This window comes from Luteitalea sp. (assembly GCF_022842525.1).
In the GTDB taxonomy this organism is placed as follows: Bacteria; Acidobacteriota; Vicinamibacteria; order Vicinamibacterales; family Vicinamibacteraceae; genus Luteitalea.
The window spans coordinates 14,926-32,092 of sequence record NZ_JALHPM010000037.1 but is presented as its reverse complement, the minus strand read 5'-3'; the positions used below and the strand labels follow the sequence as shown (position 1 = coordinate 32,092).

Sequence of the window (17,167 nt, the reverse complement as noted above, 5' to 3'; positions counted from 1 at the left end):
CCGAATCACTACCAGCGGCCACCGCCGCCACCACCACCGCTCATGCCGCCACCGAAGCCGCCGAAGCCGCCGCCACCGAAACTGCCCCCACCGAAGCTGCCACCGCCGAACCCACCGGTCATGCCGCCCAGCGTCGTGCCCGCGCCCCACCCGCTCCAGGAGGGCCCCCACATGGAGGAGCGTCCGCGGCGCCCACCCCGCCCGCCGCCCCCGCGGCTGGACAGCCACCAGAACAGCAGGAACAGCAGGATCAACGCCCACAGTGGCATGCCGCGCCCCTGCGCGCGCGGGCTCGCCCGCGGCGCGGCCGGCAGATCGCCGAGCGACACGTTGCGCTCCTTCGCGATGCGCTGCGCCACGGCCGTGACACCTGCCACGAGGCCTTCACCGTAGCGGCCCTCGCGGAACAGCGGCGTCATCAGCTGCCGACTCACGCTGCCAGACAGACCGTCGGTGATGACCCCTTCGAGGCCATAGCCGACTTCGATCCACACCGCGCGATCCTTCGGCAGCAGGACGAAGAGCACGCCAGCGTCCTTCTCCTTGTCGCCGATACCCCGCCCGCCGTTCTCGTACCACTTCACGGCCAGCTCGCGCTCGTCGGCGAAGGGAGCCATCACGTCGCGCGTGGCGACGATGATGGTGTCGCCGGTGGCTGCCTGGAGCCGACGGCTCAGGTCGTCGATCCGTGCCTCACTCGCGGCGTCGATGACGTTGGCGAAATCGTTGACGGGTTTGGTCAGCGGTGGAAGGGCCTCCTGCGCGAGGGCAGGCCGTGCCACGACCAGCGCGACCATGATTACGCCTACCCGCACGAGGGCCCGTACGCCGGGCCATGAGGCGATCACGTCGGCGTCCCTTCGCGGTGCCAGCCGTCGATGGCGTGGACGAGCCCCTGCACGAGGTCCAGGTAGGCCGGATACAACGGCACGGCCTCGCTCTGGTCGAGCTGGTGGTCCTCTTCGAGTGCCAGCAGGCGCGCCAGCAGGTCCCGATCCAGCCCCGCGACGCGACCCACGTGGGTCGCCAGGACCTCGGGCGGGCTCTGGCGAGGCGCCCCGGTCACCAGGGCAAACGTCTGGATGAGCGAGGCGAACGGCGTCGCCGACGCGACGATCAGATCGGCAATCTCGCGAGGCCGCTGCCCGGCGAGCAGGAAGCCCTCCCGCAGGTGGATGGCGTGCGAGCGCACGTTGACCTCGCACGCCCGCCGCAGGTCCTCGGCCGCCACGGTCAGGCTGGCGAACGGATCGTCGCCGCGCACGAGGATGTGGTGCGCGATGATGTCGCCGTACTCGAGCGGGAACGAGTCCAGGCTGTTGCGGAACTCGTCGATCGGCAGCAGCAGGGGGATGTCCAGCCCGCGCGCTTGCCACCCGGCGGCACGGTCGGCCCCCGCCGCCAGATCCGCGTACTCGAGCCGGTCCACCAGCGCCAGCGTCTGCACCGGCGCTTTCACGGCCCGTGGGTGCGGTCGGGCATGGGTCCCGAACACGAGCACGGCGCGCAGTCGCGCCCCGAAGATACCGGCGAGGTCGTCAGCGAGGGTCCCGGCCGCCTGCAGGGCTGTCATCTTCTGATAGTACCGGGAACCGGCAACCGGCAACCGGGAACCGGCAACCGGGGGCGCGGCCGTCACGCGGCGGCGCCCAGCCTAGCTGGGCGTGCGGAACCGGTAGTGCGACACCATCCACTCATCGCCACCGCGGCAGCCGAACAGCTCGGCGCAGGCCATGAAGAAGATCCGCCAGCGAGACCACCAGCGCGTGACGTCGGCCTCGCCGTACGTCTCGGCGAAGAGCTGGCGGACCGTCGGTGCGGCCGCATCCATGCGGGAGAGCCACGCCTCGCAAGTGCGGGCGTAATGGGTGCCGTTCACCCGCCAGTGCGCGTCGATGCGCAGATGATCCTGGAAGTAGAGCAGGAGATCGTCAGAGGGCATCTGGCCCCCGGTGAAGAAGTGCCGCGCCATCCAGTCGCCCGGCCCCGTGTCTTCGTAGGGGTAGGCGTGCTCGCGGTGCGTGAAGATGTGCACGAAGAGCTGGCCGCCCGGCACCAGCCACCCCGCGATCCGCTCCAGCAGCGCGGCGTAGTTGCGCATGTGCTCGAACATCTCCACCGACACGACGCGGTCCATGCCGCCCTCGCAGGTGAACGTGTTCATGTCGGCGGTGACGATCTCCAGATTGCGGAGGCCCCGCTCGGCCGCGCGCGCATCGATGAACGCCTTCTGCGTCCGCGAGTTCGACACGGCCGTGATGTGGGCCCCGGGATACCGTGCGGCCATGAACAGCGACAGGGATCCCCAGCCGCAGCCCAGTTCGAGGATCCGCTGCCCGTCGGCCAGCGCCGCGCGCTCGCACGTCAGCGCGAGCATCGCCGCCTCTGAGGCCTCGATGGTGGTGACACCGGCAGGCCAGTAGCCGCTGCTGTACTTCAGGTGCGGCCCGAGCACGGTTTCGAAGAAGGCCGCCGGCACCTCGTAGTGCTGCGCATTGGCATCGTCGGTCGCGATGGCGATCGGCGAGCGCCGCAGCGTCTCGACCCAGGCCATCTTGGCGGCGTGGGCCGACTCGGCCCCGTCACGCGCCTCGCTCTTGAGGCGGACGGCGAGGTTGCGCCGAATCCCCGCGCGGATGAGCGCGTCGGGGACGACATCGCGATCGAGCACCGAATCGATGGACGGCCACTGGGTCATTGCAGTGTTCAAAGTGGAAAGGGCGAAAAGGGCGAAAAGGGCAAAAAGACAGAATCGAAGGCGAAAGGGGAAAGGGAGAAAGCAAGAAGGGCGAAGGGTGATGTTCGCCCTGCGGGCATTTCACATGTCCAATGTCAAATTCCCCGTGCTCGCCTCGGCCCCGGGAAGAACACGTTGGTCGTCTGCTGGTAGGCGCGGTACGCATCGCCGCGGCTGCGCAGTGAGGATGCCTCCGCGTACGGGACGCCGGTGCCGTAGCGCATCACGTAGAACATCAGCGGAATGACGTGCAATCCCAGCCAGCCGCCGGGCGAACCCAGCGCGAACAGGCCGAAGCCGCACCAGATGACCCATTCGAAGAAGTAGTTCGGGTGGCGGGAGTAGTGCCACAGGCCGTCCTGGCACACCTGCCCCTTGTTGGCCGAATTGTGCCGGAAGCGCGCCAGCTGGCGGTCGGCCGTCGACTCACCGATCAGCCCCAGGGCCCACACCAGCGCGCCGATCCACTCGAGAGGAGCCAGGGCCGGGGTCGGGTTGAGCGCGGCGATGGCGAAAGGCACGGTCAGGACCAGCGCGGCCAGCGCCTGCGCCTGGAAGAACAGCAGCATCCGCGGATTGGCCGACGCGCCCCAGTGGGCGCGGAGGGCGGCATAGCGCGAGTCTTCCTGCGGATGTTCGGCCTTGACGCGCACGAACAGATGGCCCGCCAGGCGCAGACTCCACGTCGTGACCATGGCCAGCAGCAGGGCGTCGCGCGTCGGCCAGCCGTCGGCCAGCCACACGTAGGCGGCCGCCACGGGGGTGAAGGCGGCCGACCACGCGACGTCGACAATGCCGGCGTTGTGCCAGAGCAGCGACAACAGCCACACCACCACCATGAGCAGGGCAAGGAACAACAGGCCTGCCAGGAGCAGGGAGACGAGCGGCGCCATGTGCCCCTAAGGACGCCTCCCGCGCGGCCGGAGTTGCTCCGGCGGGTGGGGCGGGGCACAATCGGCCGCGATGCGGCTGCGCGAACTGCACGTCGGGTGCCTCGGGGGCGGCACGGGATTGCCGAGCCTGCTGGGCGGCCTGAAGACCAATCCCTGGCTGCAGGTGCACGCCATCGTCACGATGTTCGACAGTGGCGGCAGCTCCGGCGTCTTGCGCGACGAACTCGGCGTGCTGCCGCCGGGCGACGTGCTCAAGTGCGCGCTCGCCCTGGCGCGCGATGAAGGCGAGGCGCGGCGCGTGCTGCTGACGCGGCTGCCGACCCTCGAGCACCGCCGGCTCGGCGGCCACACCGGCGGCAACCTGCTGCTGTCGATGATGGAGCAGTTCAGCGGCGACTTCCAGGCGGCGGTGGACGGGTTGCGGGCCGTGCTCGGCTGTCGCGGCTTCGTCTGGCCGATCAGCACCGAGTCGGCCAGCCTGTGCGCCGAATACGGCGACGGCACGATGACCACGGGCGAGGTGGAGGTCGACGCGGGGCAGGCCGAAGGGCGCTTCGTGCGACGAGTGTGGCTGTCCCCGGCCGTGACCATTCACCCCGCGGCGCGTGATGCGCTCAGCCGCGCCGATGCCATCATCATCGGGCCAGGCAGCTTCTTCACCAGTCTGCTGCCGCCGCTGCTGGTCGGCGGCGTGCGCGACGTGCTGGCCGACTTCCAGGGCCCCGTGGTGCTGGTGGCCAACCTGCTGACCGAGGGGCAGGGCATGGCCGACTTCACCGCGGCCGACGCCGTGCGCCGCATCGCGGAGGCCATCGGCCGTCCCGTGGACACCGTCCTCTTCAACTCGTCGCGGCCGCCGGCCGAGGTGCTGGCGCGGTATGCCGGCGAGCACAAGCGTCCCCTGCCCCTGGGAGACATGCCGACCGGCGTCGAGGTCGTGCAGGCGCCCTTCTGGCACGGTCCCATCGCCCGCCACCAGCGTCGCCGCCTCGCGTACGCGATGTGGGGTGTCCTGGCGCGACGACTCCTGTGACGGCCGTGCCGCTCACACGTCGAAGGTGAGGCGCTTGCCCTCTCGAATCGACTGATTCACCAGGTGCGCCACCGCCGCGGCGCGATGACCGAAGCGGGCGTCTTCGACAGGCTGGGTGCGCGAGCGGACCGCCTCGACGAACGACCGCACGTGCGCGACGTCCTCGCTCTCGCCACGGACGACCCACTCCTCGCCGGAGGGCGAGGTCTGCTGTCGCTGCGACCCCGCGGTCTCGATGGCCTGGACCTTCGGGTCGGCGTAGTACGCGCGCTCCAGCGACTCCGGCCACGACCGCACCACCCACCGGTTGTCGTCACCGGGCTGCTCCGTGGTCAGCCGCAGCCGATCGCCGAGCAGATGCAGGGTGCCCTTCGTGCCGTGGATGTGGACGCCTTCTTCTCCCCCGGTGCTGTTCAACGTGCAGCCCAGCGTCACGGTGAAGCCTTCGGGATACGTCAGCAGCGCATCGATCGTGTCGGGCACCTCGTGCGTGGCCGTCCACCGGTGCGTCGATCCCGCCGCCATGACGTGCGAAGGGCCCTGCACGTCGAGCACGTGATGAATCGTCGTCGCCAGGTGCACGAAGAGGTCCGTCGCCAGCCCGCCGGAGTAGTCCCAGTAGCAGCGCCAGCGGAAGAAGCGCTCGAGGCTGAAGGGCCGCGGCGGCGCCGACCCGAGGAACTGCGCCCAGTTGACGGTCGTCTCGCTGGCGTCCGGCGGGATCGGATAGAGCCAGGCCCCTCCCGCGGTGTTGCGGTTGAAGGCGGCGCGCACCAGTGTGATCTGCCCGAGCCGACCGCTCTTGACGATCTCGCGCGCGGCGCGCTCGAGGGCGGAACTCGGTCCCTGGCTGCCGACCTGCAGCACCCGCGACGAGCGATCGACCGCCGCGATGATCTCGCGGCCTTCGGTGATCGCGTACGTCATCGGCTTCTCGAGGTACACGTCCTTGCCGGCATCCAGTGCCGCGAGGGCCATGGTGCGGTGCCAGTGATCCGGGGTGACGATGAACACGGCATCCACGCCGCGGTCGTCGAGTACCGCGCGGTAGTCCGGCCGGATCGCCGCGGTGCCGCCGCTGCGGGCCTTCGCCCGTTCGGCGCGTCCCGTGTAGGCGTCGCACAGCGCCACGATCTCGAGGCCCGGCAGGGCGCGACACGCGTCGATCAACTGGTGCGCGCGCGCGCCCGTCCCGAGGAAGCCGAGGCGCAGACGATCGGAGGGCGCCACCTGTGTCGAGGCTGCCGCGGAGGTCACGGCGGAGACCCCGAGTCCTGCGGTGCCCGCGGCCAGCGTTGAACGGAGGAAGTCGCGTCTGTCCATGGGTACACCTTGCTGTGACATCGAGGCCGGCACGGGTAGGGCCCGTTCTCCGAACGGGCCGTCACGCCGTGGTCTGGTGTCTCTTCGGCAATAGCGCCACCGCCGCCGCGCCGACGGCCGCCAGCCCCATGAGCAGCAGGAATCCCGGCCGATAGCTGCCCATGCGATCGCGCAGCCCGGCGACCAGCATCGGTGACACGGCCTCGGCGACGCCGTCGGCCGTCAGCACGAAGCCCATGACGCGCCCGAGCCTCTGCACGCCGAACAGGTCAGCTGCCATCAGCGGGATGATCATGTAGTCGCCGCCCAGGCCGATGCCGAACAGCAGCGCGAACACGTGCAGCATCGTCCACGAGTCGGCCAGCAACAGCAGCGGGATGGCGGCGGCGACGATGACGTAGATGAGCAGCATGACGTGCTTGCGATGCCAGCGGTCGGCCAGCCAGCCCATGAGCAGGCGACCGAGGATGCTGCCGGCCAGGACCAGCGACAGGATGCGGGCCACGTCGCCCTGCCCGTACTGCTGGTCGAGACTCAGATACAGCTTCAGGTTCTGCATCGTGCCACCCACGGCGCCGATGGAGCACATGCTGCCGATGAGGAGCAGGTAGAACGAGGACGAGCGCAACACCTCGCCGAGGGGCGCGGCGGCGGGGCGTGCCGCCTGGTCGGCGGCAAACGACGGCGGCGCGTCCTTGACGATCCACGCCAGCGGCCACGCGATCGCGATCATCAGGCAGCCGAGCACCTGCATGGCGCGGTGCCAGCCGAAGTTCATGGTCAGCCAGTAGGCGAGGCCAGGCACCACCGTGCCGCCGATGCCGATGCCGATGTAGGCAAAGCCCATGGCCTTGCCGCGCGCCGTGGTGAACCAGCGCGAGAGCAGCACCTGCACCGGCAACGGGCCCCCGAAGACATAGCCGAGCGCGTTGAAGATGTAGCAGAGATAGAAGCCCGCGAGTGTCGAGACGTACCCGAGCCCGATCATCGCGCCACCCGCCATGAGGATGCCGACCAGCAGCAGGCGGCGCGGGCCGTAGCGGTCGATCAGGTAGCCGGCCAGATAGCCGAACAGCGGACCGATGAGCAGCTTGCTGTAGGCGTTGCCCGACGTGACCTGCTGCCGCGTCCAGCCATAGTCCTTGACGAAGAAGTCGTAGAAGAACGTCAGCCCGTACAGGCCGATGCCGACGGCGGCAAAGAGCGCGGCAAAGGCGGTCGCCGCGGCCGTGATCTGCCCGCTCCGCGGGATCTCGTCCGGGCTGGTCGTCTCGTGTGGCGCACTCATGCGTCCGCCTTCACGGCCTTCAGCCGCGCGTGATCGGGGTGGGCCGTGTAGAACGGGTCGAGGGGGAAGCAGCCCGAGACCAGGCCATTGCGCGGGCCCGTGGTGCAGTCGCTGAAGGTACGGCAGATGGCCTTGCGTTTGAGCGGCAGGCCGCGCAGCACGTCGAGCGGGAGGTCCGGGTACGACAGGACCATGCGGCCGAGCCCGATGAAATCGGCCCCGCCCTCCCGCACCACCGCCTGCCCGACGTTGGGCAGCCACTCCTGCAGATAGCTGTACGCCGACCCGACGATCCTGAGGGCCGGGAAGTCGTGCTTGAGGGCTGCCGTGACGGCAATCTGTCGGGCTACACCCATCAGGGGATCCTCGGGCGGCTGGTAGCCATCGGACGGCGGGAACGTCGCCGGTCGCTGGATGTGCGGGTTGTAGTACGGGCTGCCGGCGGTGAGGCACACGAGGTCCACCCCGAGCTGCTCGAGCAACGTGAGGAACGCCCGGGCATCCGTGAGATCGGGGAGCGCCGCCGTGCCGTCCCAGCGGCTGAAGGCGTGGGCGTACTCGGCCTGCGAGGCCTCGGGTTCTCCGATGTCGTCGACGCCCTTGCGGAAGGGCGAGGTGTCGAAGGCCGACAGGCGCACGCCGATAGCCAGTCCGGGCGCATCCCGGCGAATGCCCTCGACCGTCTGTCGCAGCAGGCGGGTCCGACCCGCGAAGTCGCCGCCGAACCGGCCGTCGCGCGCATGTGCCGACAGCAGCTCGTGCCCGAGATAGCCGTGGCAGTGCTTGACGTCGACGAAGGTGAAGCCGGCGCGCTGGGCCAGCACTGCCGCCTGCACCAGCCTCGCCGACAGGTCGTCGAGGTCATCGTCGGTCAGCAACGGCACCGGCCCTGCGGGGCTGACCCGCCGATCGAGCACCGGATGGGCGTAGGCGGCGAGCGGCTTCGGCTGCTTGTCGGGATCGGGACGCGAGTAGCGTCCGGAGTGGGTGAGCTGCAGGCCGATGACCAGGTCGTCGGTCGCGAGGCCTGCGGCACGGTGACCCGTGAGCAGATCCTCACGCAACTGGACCAGATCCACCTCGGACGTCGGGCCGAGGCACAACTGATTCGGGTTGGCGCGTCCGTCGTGGCGCACCGCGAACGCTTCGCCGCCCCAGATCAGCTTGGCGCCGCTCTCCCCGAACCGCTGCCAGCGTCGACGCGTCAGCTCGGTGGGCCGGCCATCGAGCGTGCCGTCCCAGCCCTCCATCGGCAGGATGCAGAAGCGGTTGCCTGCGCGTCCGGCGGTCGTGTCGATCGCCGCCGCCAGCGGCGACACGGGCGCGGCCTCGACGGCCGCCTCGAACGGCAGGGTGGTGCCGAGGGCGGCGACGTGGGTCTCGAACTGGGCGGCGGTCTTGAGGGCGGCGATGCGCGGGTAGGTTCGGCTCATGGGCGGAACACGAGGGGGGGGTAGGGCCGGCTGTCCCAGCCGGCCGTCGACGGCTAGATCGCTGGCAGCGTGTACGGCGCGCGGTACTCGCGCGTCAGCAGGGCGTTGGCCTTCGGGTCGTCCACGCACTGCTCGGTGGCGGCGTCCCACGTCAGCTTGTGGCCGGTCCGGTAGGCGACGTTGCCGAGCAGGCACATCGCCGTCGAGAAGTGTCCGAGTTCGATGTCCGAGTTGGGCCGCTGCCGCGTGCGCATGCAGTCGAGGAAGTTGCGGATGTGCGTCAGGTTCTGGTCCGAGGTCCCGGCGCGCAGGCCCGCGGCGCGGGCCCTGGACGGGCCGTTCCAGTCGCGCTTCCACGCCGGCACCACCGGTTCCTGTTCCGACAGGTACGACGGCGTCGGCGCCTTGGCCGTGCCGCCGGTCTCGGGGATGACCTCGAAGCCCGAGCGGTCGAGAAAGAGCGTGGCGTCGGTGCCGTAGAACTCGATGCCGTAGCCCTTGCCGGCGCCGTTGTAGGCATTGCCGGACCGGTTGCTGTACGTGCAGATGAAGCCGGGGAACTCGTACACCGCGTCGATCGTGTCGGGCGTCTCGCGGTTGTCGTCGAGCACGAAGTTGCCGCCGACGGCGTACACGGTCTTCGGCGCCGTCTGCTTCATGCCCCACAGCGCCAGGTCCAGCAGGTGGATGCCCCAGTCGGTCATCATGCCGCCCGCGTAGTCCCAGAACCAGCGGAACTGGAAGATGAACCGATTGGGATTGAACGGCACGACGGGCGCGGGGCCGAGCCACGTGTCCCAGTCCAGGCCGGCCGGCACCGCGACGTCGGCGGGGCGCCCCAGGCCTGCGGGCGTCTGGTTGCCGACGTTCCAGGCGTGGATGCGGTGGATCTTGCCGAGCGCGCCCGACTGCACCACCGAGATGGCTTCCTGGAAATGCCGGCCCGACCGCTGCTGCGTGCCGACCTGCACGACCCGGTCGTACTTGCGGGCGGCCGCGACCATGGCGCGGCCCTCCGCGACGTTGTGCGAAATCGGCTTCTCGACGTAGACGTCCTTGCCCGACTGACAGGCCAGGATCATCGGGATGGCGTGCCAGTGATCGACCGTCGCGACGATGACGGCGTCGAGGTCGGTGCGCTCGACGACCTTCCGGTAGTCGGCTTCCATCGTCGCGGCGCCCCCGGTCTGCCGCTCGGTCATGCGTTGCGCGCGCCGGCGATTGACGTCCCACACGTCGCACACCGTCACGATCTGCACGTCGTCGTGCTGCTGGAAGTTGCCCAGATGCGAGCGGCCCATGCCGCCCACGCCGATCGACCCGATCCGGATCCGATCGTTGGCGCCCCGAACGCGGGCACGACTGGCCGCCGTCTGTTGGGAGGGACGGCCTGCCGCGCCGTCCGCCGCACTCGCGGCACCGTCCACGGCGCCGGCCGATCCGTCTGCACGGGTTCCCGCGACGAGGCCGCCCGCCATACCAGCGGCGGCCGTGGACACGAACGAACGACGGGAGATGGACATCAGAACCTCACCAGGTCGGCGATGGCAATGGGCCGGTTCTCTTCACAGCTGCGACGGGCCGCGATGCCGGTCAGCGCCGACATCGCGCCGGCGCGGGAGTCGGGCAGCTTCAGGTGATCGGGCACCTGGGGCCGCCGGAAGATCAGGTTGCGCAGGGCGTCGTCGGCCCCGCCGTGTTCACCCTCGACCGTCGGGATGTCGACCTTCGTGCGGGTCCCGAAGGCCTTGATGACGGACACCTCGAGGTCGGACGGCACCTCGAACGGCTGCTTGGCGTAGTCGCGAATCTCCACCCGGCCGCCGTCGCCATTGAAGGCCAGCGAGTAGCCCTCGATCGGCATGTAGGCGTTCAGCGAGTACGACAGGATGACGTCGTTGGTGTACTTGATGGTGGCCGTCATCGTGTCGTACGAGGTGATTTCCGGGCGGAACACGCATGCGTCACGCAGGTAACCGTCGGCCTTCTCCACCTCGCCGCCATAGAGCCGCATCGCCGAGGGAGACTTGGTCATGTCCCAGTAGAACGGACACTCGGTCTTGTGCGTGCACGGACGGCAGTTGGTGGCGCGGAACGGGCCGGCGCTGCCATAGCGCTTGATGCCACCGTAGGCCTGCACCTGCACCGGCTCGGCGTCGAGCAGCCAGTTGACGTAGTCGAAGTGGTGCGTGGCCTTGTGGACCCACAGCGACCCGCTCTTCGCCTTGATGCCGTGCCAGCGGCGGAAGTAGTCCGTGCCATGGCTCGTGTCGAGGTACCAGTGGAAGTCCACCGACCGGATCGGGCCCACCGGCTTCGAGAGCATCAGCTCCTTGATGCGCACGTGAGCCGGCGCGAACCGCATGTTGTGCCCGACGATGATCTTGCGCTTGTTGCGCTTCTCCGCGTCGATCACGGCCTGGGTCTGCTGCTCGTCGACGGTCATCGGCTTCTCGGTGATGACGTCGATGCCGAGGTCGAGGGCGCGGATGATGTACTCCGCATGGTGGACGTCCACCGTGGTGATCGCCACGACGTCGGGGCGCGCCTCCTTGACCATCCGATCGAAGTCGGTGAACACCGGGCACGTGACGCCGATGATGTCGCGCACCACCTCGGCGCGCTTCGCGTTCGGGTCGCACAGGGCGACGAACTCCACCGTGTCGCCCCACTTGTCCTTGACCCCCTTGCCCCACATCGACGACCCGCGACCGCCGGTGCCCACGAGGGCATAGCGCCGGCGTGGGCTGGCGGGCGCCCCGGGCTGGGCGGCCAGCAGGGGAGACGACGAGGCGGCTGCGAGGGCAGCGGCCGAGGACAGGAACTCGCGTCGATTGACGGGCATTGCCCCACAGCCTATTCGCTCGGCCCGGCCGTGCAAAGGGGGAAAAGACAACGGCGACAAAAAAGGGGACGCCGGCTCCCACCGGCGCCCCCCATGGGGAAGACGACGCACCCGCGTGCGGGGCGCTAGAAGAACAGGCGGAACCCGATCTGCAGGTTCTGCGGCAGGTTGTTCTGGCTGGTGACGATGCCAAAGTTGGCGTTGGTCGGGTTCAGCTCCGGATTGTTGAAGAACACCTGGTTCAGCGCGTTGTAGACCTCCAGATGGAGCTGGGCGCGGACCCGCGACGTGATGTCGAAGCGCTTCACGATCGACATGTCCATGTAGTTGAGCGCCTGCGCCCGCAGATTGGTCGGACGACTGGGCAGCGTGCGGTAGTTCTGCGCCAGCTGGATGCGCGGATCGTTGCGGCGCTGCGACTCCGGGATGTCGGTGAAGTAGAACCCGCTGGTGTCGAACACCGGCTGACCGACGGTGTCGGTCGAGTAGCTGGTCGTCAGCGCGTTGATGTCGCCGTTGTAGTACACGTTGCCGATGGTCAGCGGACGCCCGCTCTGCCACTGGTAGATCGCCGAGACGTTCCACCCGCCGGCGATCAGGTCGAGGGCCTTGTTCCAGTTCGATCCCCACTTGCGGCCGCGCCCGAACGGCACCTCCAGGATGCCGTTGACGACGATGCGGTGCGGCACGTCGACGTCGGAGCGGCGCTTCTCGTAGATGCCGGCCGGGCCATCGACGGCGTTGAGGGCGAAGGTCTGCTCCTCGAAGCGCGAGATGGTGTAGGTGGTCAGGAAGGAGTAGCCCGACGTGAAGCGCTTCTCGAGGCGGAACTGCCCGGACTGGTAGCTGCTCGAGCCGTCGTAGTTGCGGCTCTGCACCTGCGTGAACTGCGGGTACGGGCGCAGCAGCTGCTGGCGCCCGATGGTCGCCGTGTTGAGGTTGGTGCCCGGGACCAGGCCGGCGAACGGGTTGGCGACCGGCTGCGACAGGTTGTTGATCACCGCGGTATCACGGACGTTGCTGGTGGACAGGAACTGCCGTGGCACCGCGTTGAGGTCGGTTTCGACCGTCAGGTCGTAGCCGCGGTTGCCCGTGTACCCGGCCTCGATGACCCACTGCCCGGGCAGTTCGCGCTGCACGTTCACCGCCCAACGCATCGCCTGGGGATTGGCCAGGTCGACGTTGGTCGTGTAGCGGTTCAGGTTCTGCCCGACGAAGGTGTTGACGCCCTGCGAATTGCCAGCCGGCTGGATGACGCCGCCCGGCCACGGGTTGCTGAGGCTGGCCTGATACGTGAGGCCGTTGTCGTTGGTCGCCACGACGGGCGTGACCTGCGAGTAGCCCGGCTGGAAGATGGCGTAGTCGAACAGCGTCGGCACCGTGTAGATGGCCCACCCGCCGCGCAGCACGGTGAGGTTGTTCAGCTGATACGCGAAGCCGAGGCGCGGCTGCCAGTTGTTCGTGTCCGTGTTCCAGAAGCCCGGTGTGCTGTCGCTGGCGAAGCCGACGCCACCGACCGGATTGAACTGGGAGGCCGGAAGTTCGGCCAGCGGGTTGAGCGCGTAACGGGCGCGTGCGGCGGCAGTCACCGCGAGCGTGGCGGTGGGATCGAAGCCGCGGACGTTGGCGTTGTTGGCGTCGGTCGGCGCGCCCTCGTGCTCGTAGCGGAGACCGAGGTTGAGCGTCAGCTTGTCGGTGATCTTCCAGTCGTCCTGCACGAACACGCCCTGGTACCGGCTGCGGTTGTCGCGGGTCGGTGCGATCTCGATCTGGCTGTTGCCGGCCGGCAGGCCGAGCAGCAACGAGGCGAGGTCCTGGCCGATCGGGGCGTTGGGTTGTCCCGTCCCGCCGTTGGTGAAGCCCTGGTTGAACCGGTAGGCGCCGGCCACGTGGTAACTGGGCTCGCCGACCTCCGTGTAGATGCGGAAGTCGTAGCCCGCCCGCACCGAGTGGTTGCCCCAGAACTTGGTGATGGTCGGCTGGAAGGTGCTGATGGCGGCGGTGGTGCCGCCGGCGTAGGAATCGCCGAGGGCGCTGTAGGCGCCGGGTTCGATGCGGGGGAAGTACTTGAAGTCGCCGAACAGGCGCGCCGTGTTGGACGAGAACCCGAGCGACGCCGGGTCGAAGAGGCCCTGATTCTGCCGCAGGCTCGGCTCCTGGAACCGCGACCAGCTCCCGCGCAGGTTCAGGACCGTCGTCGGGTTCATCGTCCAGACGTGGTCCGCCGTGACGGCATCGTTGATCCGGAAGAGGAAGTTGCCCGTCGGGATGATGCCGTTCTGCTCGCCGGTCCAGTTGCCGCGATACTCGGTGCGGTTGTTGCGCGAGTAGCGCACGAACGACTTGTGGTCGTTGTTGAACTGGTGATCGCCGCGGACGTTGACCGAGTAGAAGTCGTCGCCACGCTCGTTCGTGCTCAGGTAGTTGTTCTGGCCCTGCGCGTTGCCGGCCTGATTGGGCAGCGGGTAGTACTTCATCATCTCGCGCGCCACCGGGTCGATCCGGTTGGCCGGGATGATGTTGCCCGGGAACGCCGTGCGGCGGACCTGGCCGTTTTCGAGGCGCGCCGTGGCCGGGTCGAAGATCTGGATGCCGAGCGGCAGGAGGGCCGAGAAGTCGCCGTTGCGCTGCGCCTCGGTCGGCACGGTGAACTGGCCGGGCTCCGGGAACGTGTCGTACAGCCACTCGAGGGCCGTGAAGAAGAACGTCTTGTTGCGCCCGTTGTAGAAGCCGAGGTCCACCGGGCCGCCGAACGTGCCACCGAACCGCTTGTAGTCGAGCTGGGCCTTGGGCTGCCCCGCGCGTTCGAGGAAGAAATCGTTCTTGCTGAGCGTCTCGTCGCGGATGTGGTAGTACGCGTCGCCACGGAACGAGTTCGTGCCGCTCTTCATCGTGACGTTGACCGTCGCGCCGGCCGTGTGGCCCTGCTGCGCGTCGAACGTCGCCGTCTCGACCTTGAACTCCTGCACGGCGCCGGCCGGGGGCACGAAGGCCACACGACGGCCATTGGCCATGTTGGGGGAGCCGTCCATCGTGAACTCGTTGCCGCCGGCGGCGCCGTTGGCCGTCACTGCGGAGGTGCCGGCGTTGTCGAACGGCCGCGAGAACTTGAGGTCACCGGTGTAGACCGTGCCAGCCGCCAGGCGGGTGAGGGTGAACGGGTTGCCGTCCGAGAGCGGCATCAACTGGATGCGCTTCTCGTCGATGACCTGCCCCTGGGAAGCCGACCGTGTTTCGAGGAGCGGCGCGCCGCCTTCCACCGTGACGGTTTCCTCGAGGCCGCCGACTTCGAGCGTGAAGTCGATCGCCAGTCGGTCCGCGATGCGCACCTCCACGGCCTTCTGCGAGACACGCTTGAAACCGGTCAGCTCGACCGTGATGTCGTACTGGCCGACGGAAATGAAAGGGATCGAGTAGCGGCCCTGCTCGTCACTGACCGCCGTGTTCACGGTCCCGTTGGCCGTGTTGGTCACCGTGACGGTGACGCCCGGCAGGGCCCCCCCGGAACTGTCGACGATGCGGCCGGCCACCGCGCCGCGGGGGTCTTGCGCCGAGGCAAGAGCGCTGAAGCCGAACACACACATCAGGGCGACCACGAGTCGGCCGCCCAGACGTTGAGGTTGCAGGAGCATCTGCATTCCGAAACCCTTTCCCTGTGGTCGTCTCACACGTTCGAGTGGTCGCACCAGTCCCGCCGATGGCAGGGACAGGCGCAGCCGCACGGCCCGACGCGAGTGGTACCGACCTTTTCGATGATTTGAGCGGGCGGAGTATAGCAGGAAAGTCGACGGTGCACGCAAGCGTGCCACAGTATTCGATCAGACTGGTTCTACCTCTTGCTCGACATCGGCAGTGACCTTGCAGAAGTGGTGTGCATGACCTCATGGCTCCACCGCGTCCACGCCCCACGACGCCCCGCAGGCCTCGTGGTCGCCACGGCCTGCCTGTGGGCCGGCGTCGCCTCCGCGCAGCCGGCCTCTTCGTCGTCCACGTCGCCCGCGCCGTCGGCAGGACTCGCGCTGCAGGTGGCACTCGATCGTGCCGGATTCTCGCCCGGGGCCATCGATGGCGCCCCGGGGCGCAACACGCGCCTCGCCCTGCAGCACTTCCAGGAAGCCCGTGCGCTTCCCGTCACCGGGGAGGTCGACGACGCGACACGATCCGCGTTGCCCGCCGAGCCGGCGGTGGTGCCCTACACCCTGACGGCGGAGGATCTCGCTGGGCCGTTCATCGCACGGATTCCGAACGACATGATGGAAAAGCGCACACTCGAGGTCCTGGGATATGCGACCCCGGCCGAGATGCTGGCCGAGCGCTTCCACACGACCCCCCAACTGCTGGCCCGGCTCAACCCCCGGCTGTCCTGGACGGCCGGCACCGTGGTGCAGGTGCCCAACGTCACACCGTTCGTCGTCCCCGCCACGACGGAGACGCGCGAGGTCAATCCGCCTGAGGCGGCCAAGGTGGCCAGCGTCCGGGTCTCGCGTGCCAGCGGTGCCCTCGTCGTTCGCGGCACCGACGATGCCATCCTGTTCGTGGCGCCGGTGACCTCCGGCAGCGAGCGCGACCCGCTGCCCCTCGGCACCTGGAAGGTCACCGCCGTGTATCTCCGGCCCGTCTTCAACTACAACCCCGACCTGTTCTGGGATGCCGACGAGGCCCATGCCCGCGCGCGGATTCCCGCCGGCCCCAACAATCCGGTCGGGCTCGTGTGGATCGATCTCGACAAGGAGCACTACGGCCTGCACGGCACACCGGCGCCGGAGCGCATCGGCGTGTCGCAGTCGCATGGCTGCGTGCGCCTCACCAACTGGGACGCCATGCGCGTGGCGGCACTGGTGCGCACCGGTACTCCCGTCCACTTCGAGCCGTGAGACGCACGCGCGCCGTGTCGGCGCTGTGGACGATGGCCTTGCTGGTGGTCGCCACGGTGGCGCTCGTCGGCATCACCAGGTTCATGATGCGCATCCACCGCAGCGACGGCTGGGTGGCCTCCGAGCCGTCGGCGTCACCCTCGGCACCGCCGGCGGTGCTGCCGGACGAGGGGCGGACGGTGCCGCGCACCGCGCCGCCCTCGTCGTCGACCGACGCCAACGCCGACGACACCCGCGCCACCGCGCCAGAGGCGCGCCCACTCACGACCGCCACCGCGGTCGCGACGCTGCGTGCGCGCGCATTGACACTGCCGGTCCAGGGGATTGAGCCGGGCGCTCTCGTGCCGTCGTTCTCGGAGGCGCGTGGCTCACGGGTCCACGAGGCGCTCGACATCATGGCGCCGACAGGCACGCCTGTCGTCGCGGTCGACGACGGCCGTGTGGCTCGCCTGTTCCGGAGTGACGCCGGTGGGCTGACCGTGTACCAGTTCGACCCCTCGCAGCGCGTCGCCTACTACTACGCGCACCTGCGCGACTATGCCGCGGGTCTCGCCGAAGGCCAGGCGGTCATGCGGGGCCAGGTCATTGGCTACGTCGGCAGCACCGGCAACGCGCGTCCGGACGCGCCCCATCTGCATTTCGCCATCTTCGTGCTCGGTCCCGAACGGCGGTGGTGGGACGGCACCCCGATCGATCCCTACGCCGTCCTGAAGTAGCACCGATGCGTGCATGCGCCGTGGT

13 protein-coding genes are annotated in these 17,167 nt (G+C 69.0%); 3 read left to right on the top strand and 10 right to left on the bottom strand.

Annotation, left to right across the window (positions count from 1 at the left end; all coding sequences use genetic code 11):
* Positions 1-8: 8 nt before the first annotated feature.
* The 4 genes from Q0C41_RS10115 to Q0C41_RS10100 form a co-directional block, all read right to left on the bottom strand.
* The gene (locus Q0C41_RS10115; RefSeq protein ID WP_291983424.1) at positions 9-848 is read right to left on the bottom strand and encodes a YgcG family protein; all 840 of its coding nucleotides are present in this window, start codon (positions 846-848) and stop codon (positions 9-11) included.
* Positions 845-1,573 (bottom strand): hypothetical protein, encoded by a 729-nt coding sequence (locus Q0C41_RS10110; protein WP_291983422.1) that lies wholly within the window; start codon positions 1,571-1,573, stop codon positions 845-847. The genes Q0C41_RS10115 and Q0C41_RS10110 overlap by 4 nt, the downstream gene beginning before the upstream one ends.
* A gap of 81 nt (positions 1,574-1,654) precedes the next feature.
* Entirely contained in the window at positions 1,655-2,698 is a 1,044-nt protein-coding gene (locus Q0C41_RS10105; protein WP_291983421.1) for a cyclopropane-fatty-acyl-phospholipid synthase family protein, read from the bottom strand.
* Between the two features lie 134 nt (positions 2,699-2,832).
* Complete coding sequence (locus Q0C41_RS10100; protein ID WP_291983420.1) at positions 2,833-3,630, bottom strand: DUF1295 domain-containing protein; 798 nt, start codon at positions 3,628-3,630, stop codon at positions 2,833-2,835.
* A 70-nt stretch (positions 3,631-3,700) separates the two neighbouring features.
* Here Q0C41_RS10100 and Q0C41_RS10095 point away from each other — a divergent pair, with 70 nt between their 5' ends.
* Positions 3,701-4,663: a gluconeogenesis factor YvcK family protein gene (locus Q0C41_RS10095; protein ID WP_291983418.1), complete on the top strand. Its 963-nt coding sequence runs from the start codon at positions 3,701-3,703 to the stop codon at positions 4,661-4,663.
* Between the two features lie 12 nt (positions 4,664-4,675).
* On the opposite strand, the gene Q0C41_RS10090 is transcribed toward Q0C41_RS10095, so the two are convergent.
* The 6 genes from Q0C41_RS10090 to Q0C41_RS10065 form a co-directional block, all read right to left on the bottom strand.
* Positions 4,676-5,986 carry a Gfo/Idh/MocA family oxidoreductase gene (locus Q0C41_RS10090; protein WP_291983417.1) on the bottom strand — a complete coding sequence of 437 codons (1,311 nt, stop codon included), beginning with the start codon at positions 5,984-5,986 and terminating at the stop codon, positions 4,676-4,678.
* Between the two features lie 61 nt (positions 5,987-6,047).
* A complete protein-coding gene (locus Q0C41_RS10085; protein ID WP_291983416.1) occupies positions 6,048-7,274 on the bottom strand; it encodes an MFS transporter in 1,227 nt (408 codons plus the stop codon).
* The gene (locus Q0C41_RS10080) at positions 7,271-8,707 is read right to left on the bottom strand and encodes a hypothetical protein (protein ID WP_291983414.1); all 1,437 of its coding nucleotides are present in this window, start codon (positions 8,705-8,707) and stop codon (positions 7,271-7,273) included. The genes Q0C41_RS10085 and Q0C41_RS10080 overlap by 4 nt, the downstream gene beginning before the upstream one ends.
* 53 nt (positions 8,708-8,760) lie before the next feature.
* Positions 8,761-10,230, bottom strand: a complete 1,470-nt coding sequence (locus Q0C41_RS10075; protein ID WP_291983413.1) for a Gfo/Idh/MocA family oxidoreductase — start codon at positions 10,228-10,230, stop codon at positions 8,761-8,763.
* The gene (locus tag Q0C41_RS10070; RefSeq protein WP_291983411.1) at positions 10,230-11,552 is read right to left on the bottom strand and encodes a Gfo/Idh/MocA family oxidoreductase; all 1,323 of its coding nucleotides are present in this window, start codon (positions 11,550-11,552) and stop codon (positions 10,230-10,232) included. Before Q0C41_RS10070 ends, Q0C41_RS10075 begins: the two co-directional genes overlap by 1 nt.
* A gap of 125 nt (positions 11,553-11,677) precedes the next feature.
* Positions 11,678-15,190, bottom strand: coding sequence for a TonB-dependent receptor (locus tag Q0C41_RS10065; protein ID WP_291983410.1), 3,513 nt, complete (start codon positions 15,188-15,190; stop codon positions 11,678-11,680).
* A 237-nt stretch (positions 15,191-15,427) separates the two neighbouring features.
* On the opposite strand from Q0C41_RS10065, the gene Q0C41_RS10060 reads away from it, so the two are divergent.
* Both Q0C41_RS10060 and Q0C41_RS10055 read left to right on the top strand, forming a co-directional pair.
* Positions 15,428-16,426, top strand: a complete 999-nt coding sequence (locus tag Q0C41_RS10060) for a L,D-transpeptidase (protein WP_291983408.1) — start codon at positions 15,428-15,430, stop codon at positions 16,424-16,426.
* Positions 16,423-17,142: a M23 family metallopeptidase gene (locus Q0C41_RS10055; RefSeq protein WP_291983406.1), complete on the top strand. Its 720-nt coding sequence runs from the start codon at positions 16,423-16,425 to the stop codon at positions 17,140-17,142. Before Q0C41_RS10060 ends, Q0C41_RS10055 begins: the two co-directional genes overlap by 4 nt.
* The last annotated feature ends 25 nt before the right edge of the window (positions 17,143-17,167 follow it).

What these genes read in the sequence shown, in the direction of transcription:
- Q0C41_RS10105 (WP_291983421.1), bottom strand. Translation starts at nt 2,698, where the DNA reads ATGACCCAGTGGCCGTCCATCGATTCGGTGCTCGATCGCGATGTCGTC.
- Q0C41_RS10060 (WP_291983408.1), top strand. Translation starts at nt 15,428, where the DNA reads ATGACCTCATGGCTCCACCGCGTCCACGCCCCACGACGCCCCGCAGGC.
- Q0C41_RS10100 (WP_291983420.1), bottom strand. Translation starts at nt 3,630, where the DNA reads ATGGCGCCGCTCGTCTCCCTGCTCCTGGCAGGCCTGTTGTTCCTTGCC.
- Q0C41_RS10110 (WP_291983422.1), bottom strand. Translation starts at nt 1,573, where the DNA reads ATGACAGCCCTGCAGGCGGCCGGGACCCTCGCTGACGACCTCGCCGGT.
- Q0C41_RS10095 (WP_291983418.1), top strand. Translation starts at nt 3,701, where the DNA reads ATGCGGCTGCGCGAACTGCACGTCGGGTGCCTCGGGGGCGGCACGGGA.
- Q0C41_RS10065 (WP_291983410.1), bottom strand. Translation starts at nt 15,190, where the DNA reads ATGCAGATGCTCCTGCAACCTCAACGTCTGGGCGGCCGACTCGTGGTC.
- Q0C41_RS10070 (WP_291983411.1), bottom strand. Translation starts at nt 11,552, where the DNA reads ATGCCCGTCAATCGACGCGAGTTCCTGTCCTCGGCCGCTGCCCTCGCA.
- Q0C41_RS10090 (WP_291983417.1), bottom strand. Translation starts at nt 5,986, where the DNA reads ATGGACAGACGCGACTTCCTCCGTTCAACGCTGGCCGCGGGCACCGCA.
- Q0C41_RS10075 (WP_291983413.1), bottom strand. Translation starts at nt 10,230, where the DNA reads ATGTCCATCTCCCGTCGTTCGTTCGTGTCCACGGCCGCCGCTGGTATG.
- Q0C41_RS10085 (WP_291983416.1), bottom strand. Translation starts at nt 7,274, where the DNA reads ATGAGTGCGCCACACGAGACGACCAGCCCGGACGAGATCCCGCGGAGC.
- Q0C41_RS10080 (WP_291983414.1), bottom strand. Translation starts at nt 8,707, where the DNA reads ATGAGCCGAACCTACCCGCGCATCGCCGCCCTCAAGACCGCCGCCCAG.